12 protein-coding genes are annotated in these 20,457 nt (G+C 39.3%); 5 read left to right on the top strand and 7 right to left on the bottom strand.

Annotated elements, in window-relative coordinates; all coding sequences use genetic code 11:
• Window positions 1–14 precede the first annotated feature (14 nt).
• Window positions 15–5,570: a discoidin domain-containing protein gene (locus DXB63_RS12615; RefSeq protein ID WP_122126782.1), complete on the top strand. Its 5,556-nt coding sequence runs from the start codon at window positions 15–17 to the stop codon at window positions 5,568–5,570.
• 136 nt (window positions 5,571–5,706) lie between these two features.
• Here DXB63_RS12615 and DXB63_RS12610 read toward each other — a convergent pair whose 3' ends face one another.
• From DXB63_RS12610 to DXB63_RS12600, 3 genes are all read right to left on the bottom strand, one after another.
• Window positions 5,707–6,579 carry a helix-turn-helix domain-containing protein gene (locus DXB63_RS12610; protein WP_122126781.1) on the bottom strand — a complete coding sequence of 291 codons (873 nt, stop codon included), beginning with the start codon at window positions 6,577–6,579 and terminating at the stop codon, window positions 5,707–5,709.
• Between the two features lie 73 nt (window positions 6,580–6,652).
• Complete coding sequence (pdxB, locus tag DXB63_RS12605; protein ID WP_122126780.1) at window positions 6,653–7,687, bottom strand: 4-phosphoerythronate dehydrogenase PdxB; 1,035 nt, start codon at window positions 7,685–7,687, stop codon at window positions 6,653–6,655.
• Window positions 7,684–8,382 carry an ABC transporter ATP-binding protein gene (locus DXB63_RS12600; RefSeq protein WP_122126779.1) on the bottom strand — a complete coding sequence of 233 codons (699 nt, stop codon included), beginning with the start codon at window positions 8,380–8,382 and terminating at the stop codon, window positions 7,684–7,686. Before DXB63_RS12600 ends, pdxB begins: the two co-directional genes overlap by 4 nt.
• Before the next feature lie 109 nt (window positions 8,383–8,491).
• Between DXB63_RS12600 and DXB63_RS12595 the strand changes: the two genes are divergently transcribed.
• Window positions 8,492–9,097 (top strand): DUF4254 domain-containing protein, encoded by a 606-nt coding sequence (locus tag DXB63_RS12595; RefSeq protein ID WP_122126778.1) that lies wholly within the window; start codon window positions 8,492–8,494, stop codon window positions 9,095–9,097.
• Between the two features lie 59 nt (window positions 9,098–9,156).
• Here the strand turns inward: DXB63_RS12595 and DXB63_RS12590 are convergent, their stop codons facing one another.
• Complete coding sequence (locus tag DXB63_RS12590; protein ID WP_122126777.1) at window positions 9,157–9,771, bottom strand: viroplasmin family protein; 615 nt, start codon at window positions 9,769–9,771, stop codon at window positions 9,157–9,159.
• Between the two features lie 40 nt (window positions 9,772–9,811).
• Window positions 9,812–10,198, bottom strand: a complete 387-nt coding sequence (locus DXB63_RS12585) for a VanZ family protein (protein WP_122126776.1) — start codon at window positions 10,196–10,198, stop codon at window positions 9,812–9,814.
• Between the two features lie 102 nt (window positions 10,199–10,300).
• Between DXB63_RS12585 and DXB63_RS12580 the strand changes: the two genes are divergently transcribed.
• On the top strand, window positions 10,301–11,665 hold the full coding sequence (locus tag DXB63_RS12580) for a sodium-dependent transporter (RefSeq protein WP_122126775.1): 1,365 nt from the start codon (window positions 10,301–10,303) through the stop codon (window positions 11,663–11,665).
• 10 nt (window positions 11,666–11,675) lie between these two features.
• Window positions 11,676–12,587, top strand: a complete 912-nt coding sequence (locus tag DXB63_RS12575) for a helix-hairpin-helix domain-containing protein (protein ID WP_122126774.1) — start codon at window positions 11,676–11,678, stop codon at window positions 12,585–12,587.
• A gap of 351 nt (window positions 12,588–12,938) precedes the next feature.
• Here the strand turns inward: DXB63_RS12575 and DXB63_RS12570 are convergent, their stop codons facing one another.
• Entirely contained in the window at window positions 12,939–16,541 is a 3,603-nt protein-coding gene (locus tag DXB63_RS12570; RefSeq protein ID WP_122126773.1) for a hypothetical protein, read from the bottom strand.
• A gap of 35 nt (window positions 16,542–16,576) precedes the next feature.
• Window positions 16,577–17,926, bottom strand: coding sequence for a T9SS type A sorting domain-containing protein (locus DXB63_RS12565; protein ID WP_122126772.1), 1,350 nt, complete (start codon window positions 17,924–17,926; stop codon window positions 16,577–16,579).
• 231 nt (window positions 17,927–18,157) lie between these two features.
• Here DXB63_RS12565 and DXB63_RS12560 point away from each other — a divergent pair, with 231 nt between their 5' ends.
• Window positions 18,158–19,870 carry an AraC family transcriptional regulator gene (locus DXB63_RS12560; protein ID WP_158563680.1) on the top strand — a complete coding sequence of 571 codons (1,713 nt, stop codon included), beginning with the start codon at window positions 18,158–18,160 and terminating at the stop codon, window positions 19,868–19,870.
• Window positions 19,871–20,457 lie beyond the last annotated feature (587 nt).

Here is a 20,457-nt window from a genome sequence, read left to right as displayed (position 1 = left end):
TAGGAGAAAATAGAATGGTACAGTTTCAGCAGAAATCTTTTTCAAAAGTAGCTTTATTGATTATTGCCTTTTTTATTGTCCCTTTATTGAATATCGGCGTTAAAGTAGTAGCTCAAAACCCGGTTAAGGTAGGTAAAGGCAGTTATGCGGAATATCCTCCGCTTTCTAAAAGTTGGACAAATGAGCATAGTGGTGACAAGAGTAGGATTATGCAAACTAAAGAGTTGTTTATCAGAGAAGACGGTGAACCTATTCCAACGAATGACTGGTGGACGGATTTATTGAATACCCGTTATTCCGGCAACTTATGGGCTTATCCGCAAGTGGTTAATGCGGAAGATTATGGCATTTATATTGCTTATCCTACATTTTGGAGCCCTGATGGATGCGAAATGAAATGGAATACACAGTTAGAGATAACCGGCAGTAAATTCTATCCGGAGTCGGCAATCGCAGAAAACTGGCACGATTGGGGACTTGAGATGAAGTTGGCGCAAGGTGAAAAGGAAATGAAGGTGACATTGGCTCATGGTATTCCTTTCACATGGGTTGAAACAAAGAATATTGTTCCACAGTTTAGAGTCAAGAATGCCCGTTTCTTTACAGTATCCAAAGAAATAAGTTTGCCTGTGACAACAAACCGTTTGGTGGTGATGTTGGGTGAGGATGCATACGGTATATATGTGCCGGATGGTACGTCGTTTGAGCAAAAGGGAGATCTTGTTTCCATCAAGTTTAATGGTAGTAAGCAGTTTATCTCTGTTGCCGTGTTGCCTCAGAAAGAAGATTTAGATGCTTTTGCTTCTTATGCTTATGTGATTCCCCGTTCTACAGACGTAAAATGGGATTATAATGAAACAACCGGAAAGGTTGCCTCTACCTGGAAAGTGAGTACGGAAAACTTGATTGGAGGTAGCGAACGAAATATCCTGCAAGGATTCATACCGCATCATTATAAACGTTCGGAGATGAATTTCAGCTTTACGGATTATACGTATGCCACCCCTCGTGGGAAAATGAAAATGGCAGAAGGGAATACTTTTACAGTTACTTATGATTTTAATGGTATTCTTCCTTATTATGCAGCTCCTAAAGAAATGCAGGACTTGAGTAGTCCTTATAACCGGGAACGCATGAAACAAATGATTGCGGATTATGCTGATAAGGGTAGTTTCGGAGCGGATACTTATTGGGGTGGAAAAGGATTGACACAGATGGCCCTTTATATGACGTTCGCCTATGAAATGGGAGAGACGGAGCTTTTTGAGAAGTGCCGCCAACGATTGAAAGATGTTATGGTAAACTGGTTGACTTATACACCGGGTGAGAATAATTTCTTTTTTGCACGTTATCAACGTTGGGGGGCTTTGATTGGTTATGATACCAGTTATGATTCGGATACATTTAATGATCACCATTTCCATTACGGATATTATACTTATGCCGGAGCTCTTCTCGCTTTGTTTGATGAAGATTTCTGCCGGAATTACGGAGAAATGCTTACGCTTGTGGCAAAGGATTATGCCAATTGGGATAAATCGGATAAAGATTTTCCTTTCTTCCGCACGTTTGACCCTTGGGCAGGACATTCTTATGCCGGAGGTTTAGGCGGCTGGAACGGGAACGGACAGGAATCAACATCGGAAGCGATGCAAGGATGGGGAGGTATGTATTTGCTTGGTGTTGCTACCGGAAATAAAGAGATGCGCGATGCTGCTATCTTTGGTTGGACTGCGGAATCACGTGGCGTGGCGGAATATTGGTTTGACCGTGATAATGAAAATATTAACAGGGAACTTTATACGAAACCTTATAACAGTAATCTGACTTCACAGGGCATAGGTTGGTGGACGTGGTTTAGCGGTGATCCGGTCTGGATGCATTCTATTCAATGGATGCCTATTTCTCCTTGTCTGAAATATCTCTCTGAAGATCTTGACTTTGCACGTCGTGACTATGCACAGATGTGGGATAAGAAAGAAATAGGCGGATGGGAAAATGAAAATGCAAACGGTGAATCATTAGGAAAAGAGTCGGGATTAGGAAATGTAGTCCTTTCTTATTTGCAACGCTTTGATCCGGATAGTGCGGCTAATGTTTTTGAAAGAATGTGGAATGAAGATAAACCGACCGTTAAGAATCCGGATACCGGTGGCATCAGCTATTACATTCTTCATTCTCATCGTACTTATGGCGATATTGATTGGGAAGTACATGCTGACATTCCAACTGCCACTACTTATAAAAATAAGGATGGAGTTTATACTTATGTGGTTTATAACCCTGAAATATCAGAAAAAACAGTAACATTTTATCGTAATAATATTGCGGAGAAGAAGATAAAAGCCCCAGGTCATAAGTTGACGGTTTATTCGTCTGCTCCTTATGCTTCGGCGATAGAGATAGTGAAGCCTGCAAGTTTGATTGTTCCTCCGGGACAAAAACTTCAGCTTTCCGCCCGTATTACAGATCAATATGGAGCAACTGTAGAAGGAACTCCCGTATGGAAAGTCAATAATAGTTATGGCTCTATCAGTCAAGGATTATTCACAGCCGGTAATGTGAAAGGGCAGACTTGTACAGTAACAGCTACTTTAGGGGAGTTGTCTGCTACAATTGATTTGATGATTAATGATAAGGCAGTCTTGAATAAAGCGGAAATAGAACCGCAACAACCTTATCTTGAAGTAGGTAAATCATTGAACTTTTCACTAAAGGCAGAAGACCAATATGGGAATGCTTATCTGACAAAGGTCGATTGGAAAATAATGAAAGACGGCCAAGTGGTGAAAACAGATTCTATACTTGATGTACAGACAGTAGGGATATATACGGTACAGGCAACGGCAGATGGGAAAACCTATTCGGAACAAGTATATTTGTCTCCGAAACTTGCTAATATTGCTTTAAACAAAAAGGCATATTCCAGCTCCGAAGAAAATACAGGAACATTGACCCGCTATGTTACAGATGGTGATAAAACGACTCGATGGGGTAGTGAGCATGCAGATAACCAATGGGTATATGTGGATTTGGGTGAGAAATCGTATATTTCTCATGTAAGTCTGGTTTGGGAGGCTTCTTATGCTTCGCTTTATGAGATTCAGGTTTCGGATAATGGTAAATCGTGGACTACTCTTAAAACCGTAAATGGGCTTGGAGGTACGGAATCCATTGATTTGAATTGTGAAGCACGTTATATAAAGATGAACGGTTTGCAGCGAGCTACTTCCTATGGGTTTTCTTTGTATGAATTTGAAGTATATGGAGTTCCGTCATCTTTGAGTGAAGATGATATATTGGGTATTCAGATTACTGCACCGTCTATGCTCCTGAAACAAGGAGAATCCATTCAGTTACAAGGTACTGCTTATAATGGTAAAGGTGAAGTTGTGCCGGCCCAATTGTCTTGGAAAGTAAATGGAGATGGTACGATTATCAATGGACTGTTTACTCCGCAACAATATGGAAATGTAACCGTGGAAGCTGCATCCGGGAACAAGAAAGCGGCGGCAACGTTTGTTGTTGAGGAGAGTATTAATTTAACTTCTGTAGAGGTCAGCCCCGGTTCTGCGGTGTTGGTTGTAGGAGACAGTCAGGAATTTGATATTACTTTCTTAGATCAGTTTGGCTGTAACATTCCGGTAGAGGGATTAGAGTATAAGATTACGGGAGAAGGAAAAGCGACTTTTGTCAATAACCGTTTTACCGCAACTACTCCGGGAGATTATAAACTGATTGTAGGTAAAGGAAAAGTCAGTAAAACGATTAATATAAAGGTTGCCCAGATAGAGGATGTAAATTTAGCGTTTAATAAACCGGCACGGGCAAGTGGTAGTGAAGGAGAGAATATGCCTTCCAATGTGAATGACGGGGATATGAGTACCCGTTGGGGTAGTTCTTTTGAAGATGGAGCTTATATTCAGATTGATTTGGAAGGAAGTTATATTATCAATCGTTTTAAACTTTTCTGGGAGGCTTCTTATGCTACTGCTTACCGGATTGACGTATCTCTAGATGAAGAGGATTGGACTACGGTATATGAGAAATCTTCCTGTAGAGGTGGAAATGAAGACTTTACGATTGAAGAGACTGCTGCGCGATATATACGTCTGGTTTGTTTGAAAAGAAGCAGTGTCTATGGTGCCAGTCTTTGGGAAATGGAAGTCTATGGAAATGCAAAATGGGATAATCCGGTTCCGACAGATATACAGGTACTTCCGCAACCATTGGTTTTCTATTGTGACGAAACAACTCCTTTGGAAACAATAGTTTTAGACCAGTATGGTATTGCTTTGCAAAAAGATAAGACAGTAGTTTATACCCCGAATGGAGGAGGAACGATTGTGAATGGAAATAGCTTTAAGGCGACTACTACGGGAGATTATACTTTGAAAGTAAGTTATGGTACCCTTCAGAAAGAGTTTCCGTTTAGTGTATATCCTAAAAGAGTTTTGTCTCGTATGGTAGTAGAGCCGGAATATTATAAATTGAAGGCAGGTGAATCATTAGAGTTGAAAGCTAAAGGGTTTGACCAGTATGGAAATCCGTATACAGTTAATCCGAATTGGAGTTGTAAGGCAGAGGGAGTTATTTCAGCATCGGGTGTTTTCTGTACGAATAATTTAGGTACGTACGTGGTTACAGCTACGGCATCGGGTATGACGGCAACTGCTAATATAGAAGTGATTAGTATAGATAATACGAATCTTGTTTTGAAGAAACCTGTTGAGACGTCATCCGGTGACGGCAATGCTGCTGTAGACGGCAATGGCGGTACACGTTGGATCAGTGCAGAACAGGATGGGCCTGAATGGATTAAAGTGGATATGCAGGATGCTTATTTGGTAACCGATATTGAAATTGATTGGGAAACAGCTTCGGCTGCTGATTATGAGGTGCAAATTTCGCCGAATGGGGAGATTTGGAATACATTGCAATCTGTTTCCGATAAGACTGGTAAGAGGACTGATAAATTCAGAGTGAGCGGTATGGGACGCTATTTGCGAATCTATTGTACTCGGAGAAGTACGGTATGGGGATATTCTATTTTTGAATTACGCGCATTTGGTGAGAAAGTGAAGCCGGAAGAACCGTATTATATTCATCTGATTGATCCGGTAAAGACACTAACTGTTGGCGAGACTGTTAAGTATGTTGCGGAAGTTCGGGATATTGATGACCGATTGATCGTTGATTATCCATTAAATTGGTCTGTTACCGGAGGTAAGATTGACGTTGACGGTACTTATCATGCCACTTTAGTCGGGGATTATCTTTTGACTGTGTCATGTAAGTTGGCTAACTTTACTTTACCGATATCCGTACAGTCTTTTACCGGACTTAATGAAGTGAACAAAGCAATGGTTGTTCGTAATGGCAATGAATTAAGAATTAGCGGTGATGATATTGAAGATGTGATGCTTTTTGATATTCAGGGAAAAATGATTATTATCAATAAGGTTCGTGAAGCAGATGAGTTTACTATTGAAGTGGGGAATCGGACTGGTATTTATGTGTTAATGATAAGGAAACGTGTTGGTCACGAAGTACTCAAGATTGTTTTGTAGAGATTTAAATTTCTAGTTGTTTTCTGATTACTGAAAGGAAAAAGGATCTAAAGTCTGTTTATTCACGACAATAGATCCTTTTTTTATTGCTTGTTAGGAACATTGGTTTTGTTTCATACCGATGACCTATGCTTACTTATGAAATTGAATTTCGGTATTCTGATGGAGTCATTCCGGTATATTCCCGGAAGAAACGGCTCATAACGGATTGGGAAGGGAAATTGGTACGTTTTACGATTTCCTTAATATCCAGTTGGGTATTTCTTAGAAGAGATTTAAGTTCAAGTATCGTATATTCTATAATCCAATCTTTTGCTGTTTGCCCTGTTACTTCTTTCATTAATAGTGTAAGATATTTGGGCGAAATAGACAGTTTCTTAGCATAGAAAGCTACTTCCCGGCTTTCTGAATGATGCTCCGTAACCAAATAGAAGAAATTGAACGTAATTTTCTCTTTACTGGTATATTTGATGGATTGTTCTGTTGCAGGGGCGCTGTTTTTAAATGCGATGTATATATCCCAATAAAAGACCCTTAGCAAGTGCATGATCGATTCTTTTCTGAAGAGATTTGGCGATGAACTGGCACGGAAAGATAATAAATGACAGAAATGGGCAAATCGTTCACGTTCATTATCATCCAGTGGATAGCTGAAGTTCTGACGCATGTAAAAGAAAAGATCAAGCGTTAACCTGCACAAACCGCTCATGGTATCCATAAACATTGTTTTGGGAACCTTATAAAAGAGCATTGAAAAATCATCGCTAACTTCCGTAATACTAACCAAATGATAAGGGAAAAGAACGACTAAATCGTTTTTAGTTATTTTACGTTGGTTTGAAGCGACATTTAAAATAGCGGAACCACCGGTGCAAATACCGTTTATTCCTTCGTTTAGGTAAGTTGGATTTTCATGAAGGGGAAGATCTGCAATGTCATCGTAGATCTTGAAATCTTCCGGAGATGATTCATTATTAGGAGAATCGATATGTTGATTGTTTACTTCCATATAATTAGTTTGCACAAAAATACTGAAATAAAATATTTATTAGGTTCGGCATTAGTTAAAATGCTTTAAAACCTCAGAGACGGAGATATGCTTCCTTTTCTCTTCTTAACGGATAATTTCCTCGCAGGTACTCAAATAGTTCCGGATGTTCTTTTAATTTTATACTATCTTGTTCGGGATTATACATTAATAGATAGGCGTCTTCTTCTTTCATTCCTTTGAGAATGTTCTGTTCCGGTTCGGGAGGTGCAATGTGAAAGTTCTTGGGTAAATGAAAGAAATCACAAAGAGCTTCAAGAGACATACGGGTGGCATTTGCTTTACCATCTGCTGAGTATCCGGCTATGTGAGGAGTTCCTAAAAACACGTTATTGAGCAGGGTTAAATTAATGCCCGGCTCATTTTCCCATACGTCGATAATGGCATTGGATATTGTGCCGTTTTGCAGAGCGTTGAGGATAGCTTGCGTTTCGATTACTTCGCCTCTGGAGGTATTGATGATGACAGGCTGCTTTTTCAGGGATTGGAAAAAATCGTGGTCTGCTAAATGGTAAGTGCGATATTTTCCCTCCTTATTGAGAGGCGTGTGAAAGGTGATGATATCACATTCCCGCTTGATGGTTTCCAAGTCTGTAAAATCGTTGTTCCCTTCTTGTTCTTGGCGGGGAGGATCATTTAGTAATACCTTTAATCCTAATAATTCTGCAACCTTTTGTACTTTCTTTCCTACATTTCCTACACCGATAATGCCTATACAGGAGTTTTTGAGGTCGTAACCCTTTTTTTGTAAAAGTAAGAGTGCAGAATGAATATATTGTGCGACGGAACTTGCATTGCATCCGGGAGCATTTGTCCATGTGATACCTGCATTCCGGCAATATTCGGTATCAATATGATCGAAACCGATAGTTGCCGTTGCGATGAATTTTACGCGGCTGCCTTCTAATAGTTCCCGGTTGCACAATGTGCGCGTCCGGATAATTAGGGCATCTGCATCCTGTATTGTCTCTGATACAAACTGGTTTCCCGGAAGATAGATTACCTCATCGGCAACTTGTTCTATGTTTCCTTTAATATAAGGTATCTTATCGTCTACAATAACTTTCATTGCGTTAATTGTTTAAATTTATCTTCTAAAGACATTTCTTGGATAAGCTCTTCGGTTGGAGCGTCGGCTACAATCCTGTGATTGTGAAGAATGATGGTATGCTGGCATAAATCTTTCACTTCCTGAAGCGAGTGGGAAGAAAAAAGGATTGCTTTTTCCTTTCCCAATTCTCTTAGCATATCATGCATCTCATCTAATTGGTTGGGGTCTAAACCGGAGAAAGGCTCATCCAGAATCAATATACAGGGATTGTGTAATAGGGATTGTGCAAGCCCTACCCTTTGCCGATAGCCTTTGGATAACGTATGTATGGTTTTACCGCAAACATCTGTCAGCCGGATACGCTCTATCATTTCATCTACTATTTGAGATGCGTTTGTCAGATGATAAAGCCCTGCTACATAAATCAAATATTCGCGCACGTACATTTCCGGATAAAGAGGATTGTTCTCCGGAAGATAACCTATTTGCTTCTTTGATGATAAGGGATCTTCGATAATGTTATGACCACAGATATATATTTCGCCTTTGTCTTGCACAAGTCCGCCGGTAATGATTTTCATGCACGTGGATTTTCCTGCACCGTTGACTCCCAAAAAGCTGGTTATCTCACCGCATTTTACTTCAAAGCTAACATCATGGAGTATCTCCTGCTTCCCGTATGATTTATAAATATTTGATAGTTTAACAGACATTGTGTATGAAATACTTTTAGGTAGGACAAAGGTATGAAAATTCACTCATAATAGTTGTGGAATTAGTAAACTTTATATAGCTTTGTCTCACTAACTAAAAAAGGTACTTATGACTTTTACTGATTTATGTAATAAGATTTTCGTAGAATCTATCCGTGACTATCATATTACTGATAATGTTGATACCCCAATAGCGAATCCTTATGAGGTAAAGACAATTGAGTATTATCTGTATTTGAAGAATTGGATTGATACGGTGCAGTGGCATTTTGAAGATATTATCCGTGATCCGAACATTGATCCGGTAGCTGCACTGACTTTAAAGAGAAGAATCGATAAATCCAATCAGGACCGTACGGATCTGGTTGAGCTGATTGATAGTTACTTCCTGGATAAGTATAAGGATGTGAAGATTTTGTCGAATGCTACAATTAATACGGAAAGCCCGGCGTGGGCTGTAGACCGTTTGTCTATTTTGGCATTAAAAATCTATCATATGCGTCAGGAGGTGGAGCGTGCGGATACTACTCCGGAGCATCATGCGCAATGTGAAACGAAATTGAACATCTTGTTGGAGCAGCAAAAAGATCTTTCCACAGCTATTAACCAATTGATTGAAGATATTGAAGCCGGAAGAAAATACATGAAAGTGTATAAACAGATGAAGATGTATAATGATCCGAGTTTGAATCCGGTGCTTTACGGTAAGAAGTAAAGTTGTTGTTTTGTTATTCTGATGATTCTTTCTTGTTGTTCATACTGAAAGAATCATCATTATTTCCTTCCGAAATCAGCAGGGATTTCGCCCCATTCTTGTGTTTCCCATTTGATAATCTTGGTAGAATAGCTGTTTTTCTTCAACCAATTCTCAGCACGTTCGATGAGTTGGAATAACTCTTCTGTTTGAGCGTCACGTGTCAGTAGCGTTTTACACTTCTTGTTTTTCACCCAGCTAATAGCTGTTTTACTGTCGGAATAGATAGGCATTGTCAGCTTCTTTTGTTTTAGGAGTGCCAGACCGTGAACGATGGCCAGGAACTCTCCGATATTGTTGGTTCCCAATGTAGGACCGAAATGGAAGATTTCTTCATTTGTGCGCAGATAAACTCCCCTGTATTCCATCGGACCGGGATTGCCACTGCATGCGGCATCCACCGCCAAACACTCCGTACTAATGTTTGCAGGCAATGCTTTGGGTTTTGCTTTTGCCTGTTTCCCGATATATTGATATGGAGATGAGGCGAGTGCACGTTCGGCTTCCTCTTTTGTGTCGAATGATTTGTATTTGGCGCCTTCCACACCTTTTGTCTGTAATTGACAATCGGTCCAAGAGGTGTATACTCCCGGTTTCAGACCTTCCCACACGACATAGAACTTCTTTTTTGCCATATTGACGATATAAATAATCGACAAAAGTACGGATTATATTTTATTTCTGTATCAGTTTCGGGCGCAGAATGAAATAACCGATCAGGCTTGCCAGAATTACTCCGAAAGAATTGGCGGCGAAGTCCAGCCAGTCACCTCCGCGATAGGTCGTGCAATATTCCTGAAGAAGCTCGATACATCCGCTGAAAAGGATAGGTGCTAAAATGGCTCCGAAGAAAATCCTTTTCGCATTGAATTTGTTTCTATGTTTCAAAAGATATTCCAGCCAAAGCATTCCGGAAATGCCCAGATACATACAGATATGCACTAACTTGTCCATATTTGGTATCTTATCCAGGTCTGTGTGCGGAGGCTTAAAAAAGGACAGATAGATGACTATGGCAATGATCGTAAGCGATAACGGATACTTCTTAAGATAACTGAACATACAATAATTCTTTATTAATGAGCAACAAAAGTACGAAATATTATATACATTTGCATATTTGGAGAGCTTAATATAACAAATTGTAAGATTTATCATTGTTTTATGAGTAAAGGTGAAAGAGCAAACTTTGGTAGTAAGTTGGGAGTGATACTGGCTTCGGCCGGTTCGGCTGTCGGATTAGGTAATATATGGAGATTTCCGTATGAAACCGGAAATCACGGTGGTGCCGCTTTTATCTTGATTTACCTATTGTGTGTGCTCATTCTCGGCATGCCTATTATGATTTCCGAATTTATTATCGGTAGGCATTCCAGAGCGAATACGGCAAGGGCTTATGAAGTGTTGGCTCCCAAAACGCAGTGGAAATGGGTCGGATTTATGGGAGTCCTGGCGGGCTTTCTTATATTGAGTTATTATTCGGTGGTTGCCGGCTGGACATTGGAATATGTGATAGAAGCCGGAGCTGATGGCTTTGCGAAGAAAGGTCCGGAGGATTTTATTAATGCTTTTCAGAGTTTCTCGCAAGACCCTTTCCGACCCGTACTTTGGTTGGTTCTCTTTTTGTTAATGACTCATTTTATCATTGTAAAAGGGGTGAAGAACGGGATAGAGAAATCATCAAAGATTATGATGCCGTTGCTTTTGGTGATTATTTTTGTTTTGGTTGGCTGCTCGCTTTCTTTGCCCGGAGCGGAAAAAGGGCTTGAGTTTCTGTTGAAGCCGGATTTCAGCAAAGTCGATTCGAATGTGTTTTTGGGAGCTTTGGGACAAGCATTCTTTTCACTTAGTCTAGGCATGGGTTGTCTGTGTACGTATGCATCTTATTTTAGTAAAGAGACAAATCTCGGTAAGACAGCTCTCAGCGTTGGGGTATTGGATACGGTGATAGCTATTCTTGCCGGACTAATTATATTTCCTGCTGCATTTTCAGTCGGTATTAAGCCGGATGCCGGACCGAGTCTTATATTCATTACGTTGCCGAATGTGTTTCAGCAGGCGTTTAGCGGTGCTCCCGTTCTTGCCTATATCTTTTCATTGATGTTTTATATCCTGTTGGCGGTAGCGGCTCTGACTTCTACTATTTCCATGCATGAGGTGGTTACGGCGTATCTGCATGAAGAATTTAAGATTTCGAGGAATAAAGCTGCCGGTTTGGTAACGGGCGGTTGTATCTTCTTGGGCATATTCGCTTCCTTGTCTTTGGGTATTGCTAAAGATTACACGGCGTTTAGTCTCGGTATTTTTGATTTGCTTGATTTTGTTACGGCAAAAATTATGCTGCCTTTGGGTGGTTTGTTGATCGCTATCTTTACGGGATGGTATTTGGATAAGAAAGTAGTATGGGAGGAAATCAGCAACGGAGGCAAATTGAAAGTACGTTATTTCAAATTATTCATTTTTATTCTGAAATATATCGCTCCTGTCGCTATATCGCTTATCTTTGTCAATGAATTAGGACTTATATAAGCCTTTATACATGTGGAAAGACTTCTTTTATTTCACGAAAAGTGAACAGCGTGGTTTTGCGTTTTTTGTATTGTTGGTAACCGGTGTGTCAGGAGGGGTCTTTCTTTATTCCGAATGGAGTAAGCCTACGCTTTTTTCTGATAATGAAGACCGTTTGGAAGTATATAATGAATTTATGGCGTCCATACATACGCTTGACAGTATTCATTATAAAACATCCCGTTTCCGGGAAAAAGAGCCGATGGTAGTGCTTGTTCCGTTTGATCCCAATATAGCGGATTCCACAGAATTTGTTCGTTTAGGTTTGAAGCCTTATATCGCGGGAAACATTTTACGTTACCGTGCCAAAGGAGGCAAGTTCCGCACGCCACAATCCTTTGCCAAAATATATGGTATAACTGATGAGCAATTCAGAACCTTGTTACCCTATATCCGTATTGATGAGGCTTATCAGAAGAAATCGGATACCATCCGTTTCGCTGCTAAAGAAGTGTCGAAAGATACATTGCATCATCAATTTAAGTATGCTTTCGGCACTGTTGTGGATTTGAACCGGACGGATACTTCCGACTTGAAAAAGATTCCGGGCATCGGTAGTGGCATAGCCCGGATGATTACGAATTACCGTTCCCGTTTGGGCGGCTTTTATAAAGTGGAACAATTACAGGAATTGGCTCATGTATCGGATACACTCAATAAGTGGTTTAGCGTGGATAAAAGAGCAATTCGCAGGATGAATCTGAATAAGTCAAGTATCGAACGCCTGAAATCCCATCCATATATGAATTTTTATCAGGCAAAAGTGATTATGGAGTATCGGAAGAAGAAAGGTCAGTTGAGCAGTCTGAAACAATTGGCGCTATATGATGAGTTTACCGCCAAAGATCTGGAGAAACTGACTCCTTATGTCTGTTTTGAATGATACGGTTGTTTATCGATTCTCTTCGGAAGGCGTAACCGGATTCTCCTTAACGGTTAAGCGAAATAGTCCTTATGAATGATACGAAAGACGTAGTGCATTCGACCGGAAGACGTAGTGCGTTAGGGATGAAGATGTAGTGCGTTTTTATAGACCATGCAAAAAGCGCGACAAATTTTTCGCACTCATAAGGGAGATTAATGTCACAAGTTTTCTTATTTGAGGCTTTTTGAAAGGTAAAGTGCTGGTAATGAGCTCCGCGACAAAAATTTCGTAGGGGGTATAAATCTTATATAATAAATAAGGCTACTCTCTTGCGAAAGCAGCCTTATTAGTGGTAGATTCAGAACACTTTTATTTAATAAACACCTTATACGTTTTTGATGCGTTACCGTTCATTACTTTAACAAAATAGATACCTGTTGCTAAAGTTGCGTTTGTGGAACATACAGCTCCTAACTGATTATAAACAGTAGCGGAAGTATACTCTCCGTTTATATAAATCTTGCCGTCAATAGCGTAAACAGTAGTATCGTCCATTGAGTTCAAATCGATATTATCAGGAGTTGTTTCATTCAGCTTGACATTTGATACTTGAAGTTCGTATGTGAACTTTTCAGCGTCTACATCTTCAGATGAATAGCAATAGAATCCAAGATAGTATTTACCATCTGCAGGAACTTTGAAATTAGCTTCGTATCCTTCCAATGCTGTCGGAGTACCGCCTACTGAAGGCAGATCGATGATCATTATGGTCTGTGCTTCAAATGTTTTATCTGTTCCGGCACGTACCATCATACTTTCCTTTCCTGTACCTACGACACTGCGTGCGTCAAATTTCAGTTTGTATGTTTTGTCACCGCTTAACAGTATGGCAGGTGAATATGCCCAATCGTCTGCTAGTGGTCCGTTGTAAGCATGATGTAAACCGCGGCTTTCACCATCAATTCCTAAGCCGGTAATCGTCCAAGTTCCTTCGGTTGTCCAAAGACCCAAATCGCCATCAGACATGAAGTCACATTCATAAGGAACTGCCATGGCAGTACCGATCACTACGGAATTGGATTTTGCCGCTTCACTTGTGCCTTGTGCATTGTTGGCTGTTATCTCATAATAGTAATAATTCAGCACGTCAATATTCTCAGTGAATGTATACAATGTAGTTTGTTCTGCAACTACAAAGTTGTCAGGTTGTCTGGTAATCTTGTAACTTAATCCGTTAGGATTTAGCCATCCGGTATTTGCGCCTGTAGTCGGAGCTTTCCATGTCAGGATAGCTTTTGTTCCGTTTTCTACGGTCAACTTCACTTCTTGCGGAGCAGAAGGCTGGTCTTGTCCTACGAATACAAGCTTAGAGCTGACTTCACCTACACCGGCTTCATTAATAACATTAACTACATAGTTATTGAAACCATTCGTCGGAGTTTCATCTTCATAGGTAACTTTTGCTCCAGAGGCTAATTCTGCTGCTTCAGTTACCGTATGAATCGTTTCTCCGTTACGGATAATCTCGATACTCGTAATAGCACCCAAAGCATCTCCTCCTAAAGTCTTGGTCGGGTTTGTCCATTTGAGGGTAGCTAATAAATCTCCGTATCTGCCCGGTGTTACCGTAAAGTCTGAAACCTTAGCCGGAATGTTCGGGTCACGTTCAAATGGGATATACAATGCACATATTTTGTCTAATCCAAGGAATGTTTTCTGTGTTATTGTTTTCTCCTCAAGATTGAATTTAGCCAGATATGCATTACTTACACGCTTTTCTGCCGGAACAGCTTTGGCGAAATAAGTCATATATAAGGTTTCTGTACCATGGTCGAACTCTAAAGAAGCCTGGAGTGTTTCTTCTACAAGAATATCTGTTGTCATGTATACTTCTTCGGCTGCTGTTATCTTATTGATTTTGCAAAGATGCTTGTCTGTCGTCATTCCGTATAGCTCTCCTCTTAACGAACATGCTATTCCACGATAATCCTTGTTCAGACGTCCTATTTTTGTCCATTCCTTCGTAGCAGGATTGAAAGAAAACAAACTGCTGTAAGTGTTGATAAGGCTACCTACCATGTTAGGGTCAGGATCTCCTTCGAAAGAAACAGCATAGATCATAGAACCGGAATAATCATACGTCATATCCCACATTACCGGAACGCCGGATGGTATATCGGCTATTTTAGTAGAAGTCCATGTGGCAACGTCTATTAGATTAAGAGAAGTTGGGTCTGCACCATAACCGTTTGATCTTATTCCAAATGTATAAAGACCACCTTCGCCATAAGTACCGGAACCTACACCGCTTAGAGTAGTTGGAAGTAAGGATATGGATGCCAGGTTTTCAGGATCGAATGATACGAAACTCTCATTTTTACCGGTTTCTCCGTCGAGTATATTATCATTGGCATAGCAGTATCCATACCATGTAGCACTTGGTTCAACAGTTTTTTCCGGGAAGTATAAACCGATTACCGCTTCCTTGTCCTTATAGGCTTTTTGCGATAATATCTTTCCTGTAGCAGCATCTATTTCTGCTAAATAACTTTCTGTTCCGTTCTTTCCTTCATTTTGATAGCTCCAATAAAGTTTCAATGTAGACAAGTCGAATTCCAAATCGCATGGGAAGTTTGTACTGAATGTATTTATATCGACACTTCCTACATTCTTACCTTGACCGCTTGTTGCATAAAGTTTGTTGAACTTACCTTCTGTTGTAATACCGTATAATTGTCCGTTCTTCAAAGCAGCCAAAGCAATGTACTTGCCTATACAATATTGCTTTCTTACAAAGGCTCCGGTGGTTAAGTCTACTGTATAAAGTATACTGTTTTCGCTTACTCTTGAACTGTCGGCAATTGCATAAATAACATTGTCGTATGGGTTATAAGCCATATCCTTTACAAGCAATTCAATGGTAGCATCTCCAACTTGTGTGTACTCACTGCCATTGGTCATATCATCGGTTTTGTAAAGGTGAGTTTTGTTATCATCTCCCTGTCCTACTACATAGTAAGCATTTTTGCCGTATGTGGCAGCATGAGGAGTACCTTTTAAAGAATAATCAGCTACGTGTGTTGTTCCTTCTGTTACATCATTAGCATTGAATGAAACAATTTCTGTGACATCTGCTGAGTAGTGAATGCCATAGGCAGTTCTTACACCTTCCGGTTCTATTGGTTGTACTTGTGTTGTTTGAAAACTTAAGCCCACTATTTGAGTGTCGTTCTGGCTATGCTTTTTGTTTGATACAGTCTTATTTTCCAAGTCTATTTCTACTAGGTAATCGTACCAATCCCAATCGGCATAATAACAATATAGTTTATCATTTTCATTATCAAAAAAGAGAGATACATTCATTGGGGCACCATCAAAATCTTCATTGACCGTCATAACGGTAGTCTGTGCCCCTGATGTTTTATCAATGGTTAGAAGTTCTCCTTTCCAACTGTAACCGTATAAATCTCCTTTGCTGGAACAAGCGATAGCATAACATTTAGTCGTCATATTTCCGACTTTTGTTAATGTTCCATCCTCCATATTAAGTGTATACAAAGCATTGGTTGAGGTAGCATACATGATTTTTGCAGCGGGATCATACGCTATAGCTGTGAGGGCAGTGTACGTTCCATCGAGTTTTGTCTCTGCTACAATAGTAGTGTATGAAGTCAAGGCTCCTTTTAAATCTACTTTGTATAGTCCGGTTTTAGCATTTACTTTAGAAAGTAAATAATAATCTTTTTCTGCATAAATACCACTTACTGGAGTGCCTACAGTGCAATCCTGAATTTTGGTGTCTACAATTTCTGCAGCAGAAGTTTCTACATCAACCGTACATAGATATGGTGGATTTATATTTTCATCGAGATTGTTTACACAAAATCCATACGCCAGTTTTTCTGCAAAAGCATTCGAGCAAAACAATGCGCATAGCATGACGCTCAAAAGGCCTAAATAATGTTTTTTCATAAGCGAGTTTGTTAGAGAATTAATAAATAAATATTTTAATGTGAGATCACGACTTTAATGGAGCGTGAAGTATTGTCTTTCATCACTTTGGCAATGTAGATACCGTTAGCCAGGTTGGAAGCGTTGAGTGTTTCTGCTCCTTCGCTGTTGGTAAGTACACAGGCCCCTGTATTGTTATAAAGATGAATAGAGTTGTACTCACCTGTTATTTTCAAATTCTTAGTAGTAGGTTCAAATGCAATCTTCACATTTGGTTCCTGAGCTTTCGTGGAATTTATACCGACACCAATTTGGGCTTCATCGAGTACAACTACCCAAGGAGCACGAGCACCGTCATAATAACCGATTCCGCAAATTACATTACCATCGGCTGACATAGCGGAAATAGCCCAGAAAGAACTGCCGTAAGGGCCGGACAGGCCATAATTGTCTTTCATCCAAGTATCAAAATCATGATATACTCCGTCTTTTATGATGAATGGATGGCGACCTACTGTCATATCCGAATCTAAACCTACATATCCGACAGCTGTTTTACCGTCATTGCTGATTCCCTGAACGAAACCGTAATAGATTCCTTCCGGACCATCTTGGATTATAGTGAGCCCTTCTTCTTCCGACCAGATAAACGGTTTATTGCTTGGGCGTACCATCCCTTTTCCACAGCCGCCACCTACGTATTTACCATTTGCGGATACGACTACACCCTGCCCGCTATAATTTCCGGTATCGACTCTTTCTCCGTTTTTCCAGATTATGATATCTCCGTACATAGAACCGTCATACCATCCGCAGGCAACCTTGCCGTCATCAGACATGCTCCAAATAGCGGCACCTTGACTTGATTCGTAGAACGGAAGCCTTTGAATGATTTTACCATCTTCTCCCCATATTACAGGTTCGAATTTTGTCATTGAATTATTGTAGGGTAGATATCCTCCCATTAATTTACCATTACCGGAGATTGATTTTACTCCTCCGTCATAAGCCTGTCCGCCATTAAGTTCGGGGGCTCTTTCTACTGCAATCCATGTACCGTCTTTATATATTCCCGGAATTATACAAGCTTCAGTTGTTCCGTCTTTTTTGGTTCTAATAGCTTCCGGGTCTTGGAACATACCTACTATGATACCATTATTACTGACATCATTTGCACTGACATAGCTGACCGGTCCTGTTATTTTTTTAGCTTCACCTGTTTTTGTGTCAAGCAAGAATACAATTGAATTAGGGGCATTGCCTCCGACAACATATCTGCCATCATTAGATACTTGTTTGAACCAGCCACCGGCATATTGATTGTCATCTTCAAATAAATAAGCTTTAGGTTGCGAGAATGCATTTAAAGAAAATGCCAATAAAAGAAGGGATAGACTTTTTTTCATATTCGTTATATTTTCGTTTAAAAATGGTATCTGCAAATATATGAATCGAAGAAAAAATCTTTCTATTTTATATTTCAAGTTTACTCTAAATCATGATTTAGTAAATGAAAAGGCTGTTTTTGTCTGTTGTTCTATTCATCTTAAAAGATAAAATAGATGAAAAAAACGGCTTGTAATATATTTCTCTATGATAAAAATTATATTTTTGTAAGCAAAATAAGATTAAATCATATGATAGTTTCCTCTAACAAGTTACGAATTCTACTTCTTTGTTTGTTTATAGTGCTGCCTTATTGGTTTTATTCTATAAATGAAACGAAATATGGCTTAATATATAATTATTATAAAGATTTTGATGTGGACTCTCTTGCTGAGGTCGGCGACTCTTATTATAAAAAGAATTCATTGGACAGCGCTTTGGTCTGCTTTTCTATTGTCTCGGGAAAATATAATGATGAAGCCTCTGTTGAAATGAGTAAACTTTGTGCACATTCCTTTAATAGGTGTGGCGTTATTTATTTGAAGTACAATAGTTATGAGAAAGCTTTGAGTATGTTCTTAAGGGCTCTTGAGATTTGTGAACAAAAGAACTATCAGACGTATATACCTAAAATATATAACAATATAGCGCATGTCTATTATTTATATAAAGATTATGCTACTGCGGAAAGTTATTGTGAGAAAGCTTATGAACTAGGAGTCAAGAATCAGGATGAAGAAATTCAAAATATTGTGTTGAAGAATCTTATCGGACTTAATTGTTATTTGAAAGGCTATGAAAAGGCTCAACAACATTTGAAACTCCTTAATAAGCAACATTCAAATAATAACCCGACTTTTGATTATTATTTGTGCATAAGTAATGGAGCTATAAGTTTGAAACAGAATAAATATAGTGAGGCACTCGACTATTTTCTTCGCTCTGTTCAATATGCGGACAGTTGTGAGAATCCGAACCAACTAAAATACTCCTCTTTATCTAATATCTCAAAGGCTTATTCATATATGAATAAGATGGATTCTGCTATTTATTACTTGGAGCAGGGAGAGAATATTGTTTCTTCACATCTGTATATGGATTTATTGGCTGATTGCTACAATGATTTCTCAGAGATTTATCGGCAGTTGAATGACAAACCCAAGTATCTTAGTTATAAGGAGAAGTATCTTAATATAGCTGATTCTATTTTTAATATACAAGGATTCGGGCATATTAAGGATATGCAGTTTCTTCATGAAATGGATAAAGTAGAAAAACAAATCTATCATCTTAATGATGTTCAGATGATGAAAGACCATCAGATAAAGCTTCAGCAACAAATATTGTTTACCGTAGTCGGTGCCTTTATTGTCATATTATTACTGTTGTTAATGCTGTATCGCCAAAACAAGAGATTGAAAGAGTCTAACGATGAATTGTTTAATAAGAATCTGGAAATATTGAAGTCGGATGACATACAGAAGAAAATACGTCAGCAGGTTCAAATTGAACATGAAAAGCAGGCAGAACCGGATGATAGTGTGGAGAATAAGGTGAAATACCAAGGTAGCTTTATCGGTGAAGAAGAAAAGCGTAATTTGCAGGAGGCCATTCAGAATGTAATGGATAATACATTGGAATACTGTTCTGTTGAGTTTAACTTAGACAGGATGGCAACACTCGTAAATTCTCGTACAAAATATGTATCTCAGGTGATAAATGAGTGCTATGGAAAAAACTTTAATGCTTTTATTAATGAGTATCGAATTAAAGAGGCTTGCAGGAAGCTGATTGATATAGAAAATTATGGCGGATATACGATTGCTGCCATTGCGGAAAGTGTAGGTTTTAAATCGAATGCCAATTTTAATTTGATATTTAAGAAAGTGACAGGTTTCACACCTTCCGTATATCAGAATATGGCTAAGAAACGTCAGAATACTCCTCCGGACTCACTTGATTAATAGATAGGCCCGGCGATTTTTTAGCTATTGACACCTGTTGCTTAGCATACGGTCGATTGATTGCAAACGATAGGAGTTTGTCGTCAATCGACCGTATCTTTGTTATCAATTGTCCTTATGATTTTTTCAATCAACCTAATGATTTTAAAAAACATCAAGGTCGTTTTTAATCGTCTAAGGGAGTGTTGTCTATCACTCAAGGGGGCGTTGCCTAACACTCAAGGGAGTGATAGCCTACATCTACTGAAGCGTAAGGCATCGCTCCCTTGAGCGATTTTAGCTTGCTTATTTTGCCTGTTTTGCTGTTATTTAATTTACTTTGACTTGCCTTCACCTTATCACCTTTTACAGTTTTGTCTCTGATTGATAGGATATTATAGTGAAGGCATTTTTTCTTAGTTGAGAATAGAGAAAGCCGATGGTTCGCGGATAACACCGATTAAGCGGATGAAGACGGATTTTAAGATTATTATTCCGTTATAATCAGCCTAATCAGCGTTATCCGTGAACCAAGTTCTTTAAATTTCTTTGTCTTGTCCTGCTATAGGTTGACTCAAACAGATCATCAAATGAGTTCAAAAGAATTA

Source organism: Bacteroides sp. OM05-12, assembly GCF_003438995.1.
Taxonomy (GTDB): Bacteria; Bacteroidota; Bacteroidia; order Bacteroidales; family Bacteroidaceae; genus Bacteroides.
This window is presented reverse-complemented; position numbering and strand designations above follow the sequence as displayed.